Source organism: Flavobacterium commune (assembly GCF_001857965.1).
GTDB classification, from domain to species: domain Bacteria; phylum Bacteroidota; class Bacteroidia; order Flavobacteriales; family Flavobacteriaceae; genus Flavobacterium; species Flavobacterium commune.
Map to the genome: position 1 here is coordinate 312,966 of NZ_CP017774.1, position 13,206 is coordinate 326,171.

Genomic DNA, 13,206 nt, shown 5'->3' on the forward strand with positions numbered 1-13,206 from the left:
TCAATTATAACGATTATGTATTCAATATAGTCCAATAAAAATTGGACTATATTCATATTATATTAGCATTATGCCAAAAAAATCTGACTATTTGGTAATTATAAATTGGTATTATGAAGCTTTAGAATACCTCTTTTCTTGTCCCAGAGCAAATGTATGCGTTTTATTTTTTGCCCTTAATTAAACTAATCTTTCCTTTGGCAGATTAGCACAGCAAAACCAAACAACTTTTAGCTACACAATAAATCGACAATAAAAAACTGCCAAGATTCATTAAATGAACCTTGGCAGCAAAAAAAAAAATTATCATTTATTGTATTTCGAATTTTGACAATTCTTAGAAGCCATAAACTAAAGCGATAGAAGCCTGAGCCGCAGATTTTGTTGGAGTAGTCATATCTGACTCAAAGAAATTATCATCTTTAGCAGAATCCAATCTGAATTCAGGGATAACTGTTAATCCTCCTGCTTTTAAGTTAGCTGATAAAGTGAAAGCTGTTACAGAATTATCAGCAGACAAACCAAACATAGCACTATTTTCTTTAGCTTTGAAATACTCAGCACGTAATCCTAAACCAAAGTTTTCAGTTACCGCTACTGATGGATATAAAGCTACACCTGTATAACCAAAGTCACTATCCCCAGGTGCTGACCAATCAGCTGCATTTAAACCTAATTTGAATTTTTCAGACAATTGGAAAGTAGCTGTTAAGTCCACAATAGTACCACTTTCAGAACCATCCATAAAGTTCAGGTAAGCACTTACACCTTCTGTTGGAGTTAAAGACAATTGAGCTCCAATTGCGTTTAATCCTTTCATTGGGTCAGCTGAATAAAAATTCCAAGTACTATTAAAACCTCCTACCATTAAGCCAACTTTATCTGAGATTGCATAATTTGCTTTAATTCCCGCATTTTGGAATGGCCCATTAGTAAACAAATAAGAAGTTGAATAATGGAAGTTTGCTACTGGTGAAATCACCTCATATCCAATAAAAGTTCCCATGTAACCTGCTGTAAAACTTAATTTATCTGTAGCAGCATAAGTAACATACAAATTTTGAATGTGGAATGAATTAGATTCATTTGATAGAGTTCCATCTCCATTAAGAATCGATTGATATTGTCCTCTTGGTCCAAAAGAAACTTCACCCACGAAAGAAGTTTTACCCGTTGTTTTTTTCAAAGCAATGTCAATCATCCCCAAAGACACTGAATTCTGATCTGATGCAAAACTTGTCCCGATGTTTGATGCTTTTGCAAAATCGTATTTGTAGTAAACATCAGCAGAACCTGAAATTTCTAATGGGGTGTCTTGTGCAAATGTCATGCTTCCTGTCAGCGCTAAAGCTAAAATAAAAATTACTTTTTTCATGTTTTAATTTGTTTTGGTTATTTAAATTATTTTTACTCAAAAAGAAATATTAACATATTATCCTCAATATTTAACAAGTTTTATTCCTTTTTGTTGAAGCAAATTTATCAACTTTTATTTTTACAAAAATAAAATAATATAACTTTTTGCCGTTTTTAGCGTCGAATTATCAAAAATCGGGATTCAATTAAAAAAAAATACATTTTCCTTATTTTTCGATAGCAAAAAAATGATTATTCTCATGATAAAAAACACAAACACCCTTAAAAAACAGACTAAAAAACAAAAACAAGCTAAAAAAACATCAAAAACTCAATATAAAACCAATTAAAAACAAAACTACCCCCTAAAAAAACAGGGGTTAATCAATACAAACATAAAAATGCTGCTTGATAATTCCGCAACAAAAACATTAAAAAACAACAAAACCTCCCAAAAGGAGGTTTTTCATTATAAAAAGATGTTAGCAACTCATCTATCATAAAATTAAAAGCCCAAATTCCCGTAGTGAATTTATAGGCTTAGAATACCAAAACAATTCAAAATCTTCTAAATTTAACTCAAAATCGGCTTTTAACTCTTGAAAGGAATATATTTTAGTGTTAAAAACTGTAATCTTTTCCAATATTGTTACTAACCATTCCCCTTCCCCTCTATTGGTTTGAATTGTAAAACTTTCTTTTTTATCATGAAAAGTCAAACTCATCATTTCCCAGGAATTCCCTTTCTTAGTCTTCATAAAATGTTCAACTGATGGTTTTCCCCCGATCCAAACTACTTTTGCATTTGGTTTTATATTAAAATCAACATCAGACTCTAAAGCATTAAAAATAAAATCGGGATGAATTTTTGTTTTCGGAATTTTAAAATCAAACCATTCCTGCAATTCATAGTCAAAACAGATTCCGTGCATATAATTAAACAATGATTTCTTTAAACCGAAACTGAATTTATCATGGTCAATCCCTGTTAAATCCTTATAATTAATATCATTATTGGCAAAAGTCCCAATAGCTTCGGTTTCTTTTACCACGCCAAATTTCTCCGGATACATACCTACCGGACTATGCGCTGTCATGGCAAATTGATGCCAAAATCCTGATTGCAAAATTCCCGCTTCAAATAATTGACGCACCATTTCGAGACTATCTACTGTTTCCTGAACGGTTTGCGTAGGATAACCATACATCAAATAAGCATGAACCATAATTCCAGCTTCGGTAAAATTACGGGTTACACGTGCCACCTGTTCCACCGTTACACCTTTGTCAATCAATTTTAACAAACGATCAGAGGCCACTTCAAGTCCGCCCGAAACAGCAATACAACCCGAAGCCTTCAATAATAAGGCTAAATCCTGAGTAAAACTTTTTTCGAATCGAATGTTCGTCCACCAAGTGACTGACAATTTTCTTCGAAGAATTTCAAGAGCTAATACACGCATCAAAGCTGGTGGTGCCGCTTCATCTACAAAATGAAATCCATTTTCACCCGTTTGAGTAATCATCTCTTCCATTCTATCACAAAGCAAACTGGCAGCTACGGGTTCGTAAACCTTAATATAATCTAACGAAATATCACAAAAAGTACATTTCCCCCAATAACATCCATGCGCCATGGTAAGTTTATTCCAGCGCCCATCGCTCCACATACGGTGCATAGGATTGACAATTTCGATAACCGAAATGTATTTATCCAATAACAAATCAGAATAATCCGGTGTACCCACTTGGGATTGTTTGTAATCCGATTTAGCGGAATTATTTTTATAAACTACTTTTCCATTTTCTAAAAGAAAAGTTCTTTTAAACGAATTATAATCTGGATTTTCAATACTCGAAATTAATTCTTCAATAGGAACTTCGCCGTCATCCAAAGTAATAAAATCAAAAAACTCAAAAACTCTAGCATCCGAAAGCGAACGTAATTCGGTATTTGGAAAACCGCCACCCATTGAAATTTTAATGTTCGGAAAATGTTGTTTCACCCATTGTGCACATCGAAAAGCCGAATATAAATTCCCAGGAAATGGAACAGAAATCAAAAAAAATGTTGGTTGAGTGATTTCAATTCGTTCTTTCAGAATCGAAAAAAGAATATTATCTATATAGGTAGGTTTTTGTTGTAAAGCGTCATATAATTCGTCAAAAGAATTGGCACTGCGCCCCAAACGTTCAGCATAACGGCTGAAACCAAAATTAGCATCCACACATTCCACAATAAAATCAGAGATGTCTTCGAGATATAAAGTTGCCAAATGCTTTGCCTTATCCTGAGTTCCCATGGTACCAAAAGCCCAATCCAATTCTTCCAACTGAGCAAAACGTGAAGCTTCAGGCAAATAATCTTCCTGACATATCTGCAAAGCCAAGGTTGGATTTTTTCCTTGCAAAAAAGCAATAACCGAATCAATAGTTTTAATATATTCATCCTGCAATGCAAAAATACGCTTGCAATTATCCGTTGTAGGTTGTTGACTTTTGGTTTGAAATAAATCTTGTAATCCTTCTTTCGAAAACAATTTCAAAATCACCTCAATCCCTAAATCTGCCTGAACTGATTCTATTCCTTTGGTATTCAAAAATCCTTTGATATAAGCAGTTGCTGGATAAGGAGTATTCAGTTGGGTAAAAGGCGGCGTGATGAGGAAAAGTTTTGGCTTCAAAATGATAGTATTTGCTACAAAAATAAGGGATAATTTTAGTTTCTATTCTAATGGAGATTGAAAGTTTTTAAAGCTTAATTTTCTATTAAAAAGAATACTGTCATTTGAGCGTATTTGATTACATTTGAAAACTATTCTAAGAGATTAATATTTATGAAAAAAACTCTACTCTTATTATTATTTTTATTTACTAGCTTTTGCTTTTCACAAGAAATCTGTGACAACGGAATCGATGATGATGGTGATGAAAAAATTGATTTAAATGATACTGATTGCATTTGTAATAATGCAACAACTTCACTACTTCAGAATCATTCATTTGAAGAAAAAACGGGTTGCCCTGATAATTCTGATGATTTAAATTTTATAAGTCCATGGTCAAAAGGAACAATTCCTTCTCCTGATTACATAAATTGTAATTCCTTAGAAAGCACTCTTTACAATAAAAATCTTCAAAACCTCCCAGATGGTAAAGGAATTGTTCGAGCTGTTTATAAAAATAATCATAAAGAATATTTAGCCACCAAATTAGCCTCTCCACTGCAATCAGGAATAGAATACCAATTAACTCTAAATATCGCAACATTAATGACAGTGAATGTATCACCAACAGATATATTCGTGGATTCTAATTTTTTAGAACCAACTTACGTAACACTTTATGGATGTTCAAACAAAGACAACATTCCTCTTTCTACAAATTCAGATCCTAATTCTTTTGACCCTTCTTGGATTGAAATTGGAAAAATTTTATACCAGCCCCAGTCTGTTTGGAGTGAAATTACGATCAATTTCACCGCTAATATTGACATTAATGCTATAATGCTTGGACCATCAAAAGTATTACCCCCCTCTTTTGATTATATTTATTTACCAACATTTAGCGGAACGTATGAACCTTCTTTTTTATATGATAATTTAAGATTAAACACTGCTGAAAGTTTTGGTGCTACTATTAGTCAGATTGGAACTTTCTGTAATAACGATTTAGTATTGACAGCTAATCTTAATAAAGCCATGACTTTATCAACAACATTTCAATGGTATAAAAATGGCATCGCTATAGTTGGGGCAACTAATCAATCCTATTCAATCCCCTCCAACAAATCTAATCTTGGGGAATATTCTGTAAAAGTTACCGATACAAATAATTGTTTCATCAGTTCAAAATTAACCATTAATAATTCAATCCCTAATCCTTCTGTAACAGTTGTACAACCTTCTTGTCAAGACACAAACGGTTATATTGAAGTTAATGCCCCTGGAATGGAATATAGTTTTAGAAAAGGCTTGTCTTTAGAAGATTATTACCTATCTTCTAAAGACTTGGTATGGCAAACTGATGCCAAATTTACCACAAAGGAATATGGAAAATATTATATTCAAACCAGAACTAGTTCCGGTTGTATCTCTACACCTACAATTGTAACAATTGATATCCCAACATTACTAGACAGACCCACATTTTCAATTATTCAACCAACTTGTAGTTCTGGTGGAACTATTACTATAACAACTCCAGGATCCCAATATAGTTTTGATGATGGATTGACTTGGGGAAATAATGCCACAAAAACAAATTTACCACCCGGTAATTATTTCATCAAAATAAAGAACAACTCAGATTGTGAATCCTATGCACAAAGTGTTTTTCTTTTCGAATATTATATTAATACTCCAACTTATACTGTAACACAACCTACATGTAATGAAGGCGGAAGTATTACTATTACTACACCTGCTTCAGAATATAGCTTTGATAACGGAGAAACCTGGACAACAAATCCAACAGCGACAAACCTAGCTCCTGGGTATTATAATATAAGAATTAAAAATGAATTTGGATGTGAATCCAAACCTAATACTTACCAAATATATTTTGAGCGATTTTCAATACCACATCCTGAGATTAAAATTACGCAACCTGATAAGTGTGACAAAACTGGCAGTATAACATTTTTAAAAACTGCAGTTCAATATAGCCTTGATGATGGTGCAACATGGACAAATAATCAAACAATAAGCAATTTACCTGTTGGCAGTAGCTATATAATTAAAACTAAAAATGAACTTGGATGTGAATCAGAAAGAAATTATGCTACAATTTATCCTTTTCATTTACCTACTCCAAGTTACACAAAAACAAATCCAACTTGCGAAAAAAATGGCAATTTAACTATAACTACAAATGCTTTCGAATATAGTTTTGACAATGGTGAAACATGGACAAAAAATCCAACTATAACAGTTCAAAATGGAACAGAATATTCTTCATTTCCAATAATGATCAAAGATGAATTGGGTTGTACATCTATACCGCAATATGTAACTGTTTATCCAGATATTTATTTAGACTTTTACCCTGAATATAAAATTATTAAAGAGGCTACTTGTGATTCTGGTGCTAGTGTTACCATTACTACTGCTGCAGCTGAATATAGTTTTGATGATGGTAAAAATTGGACGACAAACCCTACCGCAACAAATTTACCTGGTGGAAGTTCTTATGCGTTAAAAGTCAAAGATAGTTATGGCTGTATATCCTATTACAAGATGATATACATACCTTCCAATGTAAACGAATCCTATTTGAATATACCTACTTATACAATTATACAGCCCAGTTGTGAAAATAAAACTGGAACTATCAAAATTACAACTCCAGCTTCATTCTATAGTTTTGATGGCGGGGAAACATGGGGGACAAATCCAACAAAATCAAATCTGGAAGAAGGTAATTATGAAATTGTAATAAAAAATGAAACAGGATGTAAAAGCTTTCCTTTCAACATACATATCTTTTCGTACTATCTTGACACTCCTCATTATGTTATTACGCAACCTACTTCATGTGAAGCAAATGCTACAGGAAGTATTACAATAACAAGTCCTGCAGATTATTACAGTTTTAATGATGGAGCAACCTGGACTACAAATCCAACGGCATCAAATTTACCCATAGGTTTTAAATATTTAATAAAAATTAAAAACAAACAAGGCTGTGTCTCACAAAGCTATCCGGTTTATTTTACCCCACTCAAATTAAAACCTGCAGAATATACTGTTATTTATCCATCTTGTGGAAAAGGTGGTAGTATTACAGTAACTACTCAGGCACCATTTTACAGTTTTGATGGTGGGGAAACATGGGGAACTAATCCAACAGTTTCAAATTTACCTGCAGGTCATTATTATCCCCATCCTAAAATAAAAAATGAATTAGGGTGCATATCAGAATCTAGTTATTCTATCAATTTTCATGTTTTTGACAATGCCCCATTAGATATACAAATAACTCAACCTACATGCGAATCCAAAAACAAAGGTAGTATTATCATAAATAATCCTGCTGACCAATATAGCTTTGACGATGGCAGAACCTGGAGTCAGTACAATACAGCCACAAATTTATCTCCTGGAAATTATACTGTTCTTACAAAAAACAATTTAGGCTGTGGAACAGGAGTTGCATTCGTTCAACTTTTCCCTTTTTATTTACCCCGACCTAGTTATAGTACAACTCCTCCTAGTTGTGGAGTTGGTGGAAGCATAACAATTACCACGCCTGCAGCATTATACAGTTTTGATAATGGACAAACATGGAGCGCAAATCCAACGGCTTCAAATTTAGATGAGGGATATTATGGAATAAACATAAAAAATGAATTAGGTTGTAAATCCTATTATCAATATATTTATGTTCCAAAATTTTACCTCGACTTACCTACAAATACAATTACACAACCAAATTGCGAATCATTAGGGAGCATAACTTTTACAACAATTGCCTCTCAATACAGTATAGACAATGGTACTTCTTGGTCGTCAAATGCAAGCTTTACCAACTTAGTACCCGGAAATTATTATTTAAAAATAAAAAATGATTTAGGATGTGAATCGAATTATAAATCTGTTACTCTTTACAATGTAAATCTACCAGCACAAAAACCAACTATTTCAATCCAACAACCTAGTAGCTGCACAACTTCCAAAGGAAAAATAACTGTAACTACTAATGCTAATCTATATAGTTTTGATGATGGACTTACTTGGTCTGCCAATTCTACTGCTACAGATTTAACACCGGGAGATTATTCTATAAAAATTAAAAATAGTGCTGTTGGTTGCCCTTCTGAAACAATTACTGCAACAATTAATCCTCCTCTTGATGCAATAGGAATACCTAATTACACAGTCACTCAACCAATAAGCTGTACAAATCCCTTTGGATCAATTAGTATCCAAACCGCTGCTGCCGCATATAGTTTTAATAATGGATTAAGTTGGTCAACGAGTGCCGATGCAACTAACTTACCATCTGGCCCCTACAATATTAAGATTAAAAACTCAGTTGGCTGTGAATCGGAACCAATTACAATTCAAATAAATCCACCTACAGATTATCCTAGCATTCCAACCTATAGTATTACTCAACCAGATTGTAATAATTCCAAAGGTAAAATCACAATTAATGCGTTCGCATATCAATATAGTTTTGACAATGGTAGCTCATGGAATGCTTCAGCAACTTCAACTTTTTTAAATTCAGGAGAATATTTTCTTAAAATAAAAAATGCTAATGGATGTATTTCTGAAGCAAACAAAGCTACTATAATTCCTTTTTTTAGTTCAATCCCTAAACCTATCATTAATTCTCCCCAAACCTTCTGCATCCAACAAAATGCGACAATTAATAATATTGTAATCAATGGACAAAACGTAAAATGGTATGATGCTTTAACTAATGGAAATCTAATTCCTAATACCACTTTATTGCAAAACGGCATTACTTATTATGCTTCGCAAACTATAAACGGTTGCGAAAGTGAAAGAATAGCTGTTTTAATAAACATTCAAAACAACCCTGCTCCAACAGCCAATATCAATCAGTCGTTTTGTACTGGTTCAAATCCGACAATTGCAAACATTCAAATTACAGGAAACCAAATCAAATGGTATGACGCTTCTACAAATGGAAATCTTCTGCCAACTACAAGCAATCTTCAAAACGGCAAAACCTACTATGCTTCGCAAACTCTAAACAATTGTGAAAGCGAAAGAATAGGAATTACTGTTTCAATTGTTAATACACCTCCTGCTCCAACAGCAAATGGAAATCAATCCTTTTGCAAAAGCGAAAATGCAGCACTCAGCGATATCCAAATTACAGGACAAAATATAAAATGGTATGACACCAATTTTGCCGCAGCCGGTTTACCAAATACAACTTTATTAGAAGACAACAAAATCTATTACGCTTCACAAACTATAGGTTGTGAAAGTGATAAAACTCCAGTTTTAATTAGAGTTTACAATACTCCATTACCAACAGCAAATAAAAATCAACTATTTTGTATTGATGAAAACGCGACTATTGCCAATCTTTCCATTTCAGGCTCAAATATCAAATGGTATGAAGATTCAACCAATGGAACTGTTTTAGCAGAAACCACTTTATTAGAAAATAACAAAACCTATTATACTACACAAACACTTAATAATTGCGAAAGTGAAAGAGTAGCTATTACTGTAAAAATTCAGGATACTCAACGTCCAATTGCTAATTCCCCACAAACATTTTGTGTTCAGGAAAATGCAAAAATTAGTGATATTAGCATTTCAGGTCAAAACATAAATTGGTTTGAAAGTGCTTCATCTTCGATAAATTTATCTGAATCCACTTTGCTTGAAAACGGAATTACCTATTATGCTTCAGAAAACATCAATAATTGTGAAAGCGATAGAATTCCTGTTACAATTACTATCCTCGGAGCTACAACTTCAGAATGCATTAATTATGTTGATGAACTTCCGTTTCCAAAATTCTTTACACCCAATAATGATGGATACAATGATACCTGGACAATTGATTTTGCTTATTTAAAACCCAATACCGGAATTCAAATCTTTGACCGTTACGGAAAACTATTAAAAGTACTATTACCCGATGCCGCCTGGAACGGCCTGTTCAATAATCTGGAACTTCCTGCTACTGATTATTGGTTCACAGTCACCAGAGCAAATGGTCAGGAATTTAAAGGGCATTTTAGTCTCAAACGATAAAATACAAAGGGCGCAAAATTTAAAAATTTGCGCCCTTTGTATAAAGCTTTATAAACTTTGTGGTTAAAAAATTTAAAACTTATGTTCCTCTTTACTAATCACCAATAATGAAATCAATGAAATACAAGCTGCAATAGTGAGATACAAACCTACATAAGTCAAACTATAAGTAGATGCTAACCAAATAGCGACCATAGGGGCAAAAGCTGCTCCAAGGATTCCTGCCATATTAAAAGTTAATGATGCTCCTGAATAACGAACGGTTGTAGGAAACAATTCAGACAAGAAAGTTCCCAGTGGTCCATAAGTGAATCCCATCAAAGACATTCCCATACAAACAAAAGCAGTCACTAAAATCGTACTTCCTGAATTAAGAAAATAAGAGAAGAAAAATCCAAAAATAGCAATCGCAATTGTGGTGTAAATCAACATTTTCCTTCTTCCGATTTTATCTGCTACCAAAGCAGAAATTGGAATAAAAAGAGCAAAAAACAACACCGAAAACAACTGAATTAACAAAGCATCTCTTTTAGTAAATCCCAAATCGGAAGTTGCCCAACTCAACGTAAATACGGTCATTAAATAAAATACTAAGAATGTTGTAATTGCAGCAAATGTTCCAAAAATCAACTGATTCTTATACGATTTTATCAAAGTTAAAAAAGGAACTTTTACCTCTTTTTGTTCTTCTTTCGAATTCTCAAATGCCGGAGTTTCGGTAATTTTTAATCGAATATAAAAACCTACGATTACTAAAAGTGAACTGGCAATAAATGGAATTCTCCAACCATAATCCATAAAATCAGCACTACTCATGTTATCGGTTAGCAATAAAAACGTTCCTCCCGAAAGTAGCAAACCTATCGGTGCTCCTAATTGTGGAAACATTCCGTACCAAGCACGTTTGTTAGGTGGTGCATTTTCGATTGCCAATAAAACCGCTCCTCCCCATTCGCCTCCTAATCCAACACCTTGTCCAAATCGGCAAAGCATCAACAACAAAGGAGCAGAGATACCAATACTGGCATAACTTGGTAAAAAACCAATACTCACTGTCGAAATCCCCATGGTTAACAAAGCAACAACCAAAGTAACTTTTCGCCCTACCTTATCTCCATAATGCCCAAAAACTGCTGAACCTAAAGGCCTGGATAAAAAAGCAATAGAAAAAGTCGCCAAAGATTCTAAAGTAGAAGTGGTACTATCAGTTCCCGGAAAAAACAATTGCGGAAAAACCAAAACAGCTGCATTGGCAAAAATATAGAAGTCAAAAAACTCTATGGTTGTTCCAATCAAACTACCAAAAAGTACGTGTTTTAAAGAATTTATTTTAGTTGACTGTTCTTTCATCATCAAGAAATTAGGTTTAAAATCTTGCAAAAGTCCTCCTTATTTTTGAATGCCACAAATATTTAGTTCCAATATTTTTTGGTAATTTTACTCAAAACAATTTCAAACATGCCCAACGACTGTATCAGCTATCAAAAATCTGGATATTTCTCTCCTTTGATGAATGATTATTTAGACCAAAATCCAAAGTTACAATCCTTATATAATCGGTTTCCAACATTTGAAAACTTCGAAGCACAAATAGTCGAAAAACAGAATAATTTTAATAATAGCCATAGAGCGAGCTTAGTTTCTGTTCTGCAAAAACAATATGCCGGAATTGAAATTTCGCATCTAACCCAGCAAAATATAGAATCTTTAAAAGTCAACAACACTTTTACAGTAACTACTGGACATCAATTAAATTTGTTTTCCGGTCCTTTGTATTTTCTATACAAAATTATCTCTGTAATCAATTTAACCACCGAATTAAAAGTAAAATACCCTGCTTATAATTTTGTACCCGTTTATTGGATGGCAACCGAAGACCACGATTTTGAAGAAATCAATTACTTTAATTTTAAAGGACGAAAATTTCGTTGGAACGCAGCTAGTTCAGGACCTGTAGGACGATTATCTACCAAAGGTTTAGATGATTTTTTCGAAATTTTCGAACAGGAATTAGGACACAGCACCAATGCCGAAACCTTAAAAAAAATATTCGAAGGAGCTTATTTAAATCATTCTAATTTGGCTGACGCAACCCGTTATTTAGCTAATGCTTTGTTTGGTACACATGGATTAGTAATCATAGATGCCGATGATGCTGATTTGAAAAAGAATTTCGCACCTTATATTAAAGAGGAATTATTGAATCAAACCGCTCACAAGAAAGTACTGGAAACTATCGAAAATTTAAAGGAATATTCGGTTCAGGTAAATCCAAGAGAAATCAATTTGTTCTACATCGAAGATAATTTGCGAGAACGAATTATTTTCGAAAATGGAAATTTCAAAGTAAACAATACTAAAATTGAGTTTTCTGAAATTGAAATTCTAAAACTTTTGGAAAGCAATCCTGAAAAATTCAGCCCTAATGTAATTGTGCGTCCGCTATATCAAGAAGTAATCCTGCCTAATCTTTGCTACATTGGCGGAGGCGGAGAAATCGCTTATTGGCTTGAATTAAAATCTTTTTTTGATGCGGTAAAAGTGAGCTTTCCAATACTTTTAGTTCGTAATTCGGTTCTTTTGGCCAGTGAAAAACAAATTAAAAAAGCAAATAAATTAAATCTTAGTTGGAACGACTTATTCACCAAACAAGCTGATTTAGTAAACAACAAAGCCCAGATATTATCAGAAATAGATATCGATTTGTCACACCTAAAAGAACAGTTAAAAACACAATTCGATATCCTGAACGAGATTACAACAAAAACAGATCCTTCTTTTGCCGGAGCAGTAAAAGCACAGGAGGTAAAACAACTGAAAGGTCTTGAAAAACTGGAAAAACGTTTGCTTAAAGCCGAAAAAATAAAGCTAAAAGATACCTTGACACGCATCATCGATTTGCAAAACGAATTATTTCCAAATCAAAGCTTACAGGAACGACAAGCCAATTTTTCTGAATTCTATATAGAAAGTGGCGAACATTTGATTAGCAAACTATTCGAACAGCTTAAGCCTCTGGAACAACATTTTAACATCATTGTATTTTAAAATTTAACAAAAAAAGCAGTATTTATGACGCATTTATTGCAAAATCAAAGTGCTT

General features: G+C 33.3%; 5 protein-coding genes. 2 read left to right on the forward strand and 3 right to left on the reverse strand.

The annotated features are described in order from the left end of the window. Window positions 1-337 precede the first annotated feature (337 nt). Both BIW12_RS01225 and BIW12_RS01230 read right to left on the reverse strand, forming a co-directional pair. Complete coding sequence (locus tag BIW12_RS01225; protein WP_071183443.1) at window positions 338-1,375, reverse strand: porin; 1,038 nt, start codon at window positions 1,373-1,375, stop codon at window positions 338-340. 478 nt (window positions 1,376-1,853) lie between these two features. Next, a complete protein-coding gene (locus BIW12_RS01230; protein WP_071183444.1) occupies window positions 1,854-4,040 on the reverse strand; it encodes a B12-binding domain-containing radical SAM protein in 2,187 nt (728 codons plus the stop codon). A 153-nt stretch (window positions 4,041-4,193) separates the two neighbouring features. Here BIW12_RS01230 and BIW12_RS01235 point away from each other — a divergent pair, with 153 nt between their 5' ends. Then, complete coding sequence (locus BIW12_RS01235; protein ID WP_071183445.1) at window positions 4,194-10,103, forward strand: Ig-like domain-containing protein; 5,910 nt, start codon at window positions 4,194-4,196, stop codon at window positions 10,101-10,103. 72 nt (window positions 10,104-10,175) lie between these two features. Here the strand turns inward: BIW12_RS01235 and BIW12_RS01240 are convergent, their stop codons facing one another. Further along, a complete protein-coding gene (locus tag BIW12_RS01240) occupies window positions 10,176-11,456 on the reverse strand; it encodes an MFS transporter (protein ID WP_232227120.1) in 1,281 nt (426 codons plus the stop codon). A gap of 105 nt (window positions 11,457-11,561) precedes the next feature. On the opposite strand from BIW12_RS01240, the gene bshC reads away from it, so the two are divergent. After that, entirely contained in the window at window positions 11,562-13,151 is a 1,590-nt protein-coding gene (gene bshC / locus BIW12_RS01245; protein WP_071183447.1) for a bacillithiol biosynthesis cysteine-adding enzyme BshC, read from the forward strand. The last annotated feature ends 55 nt before the right edge of the window (window positions 13,152-13,206 follow it).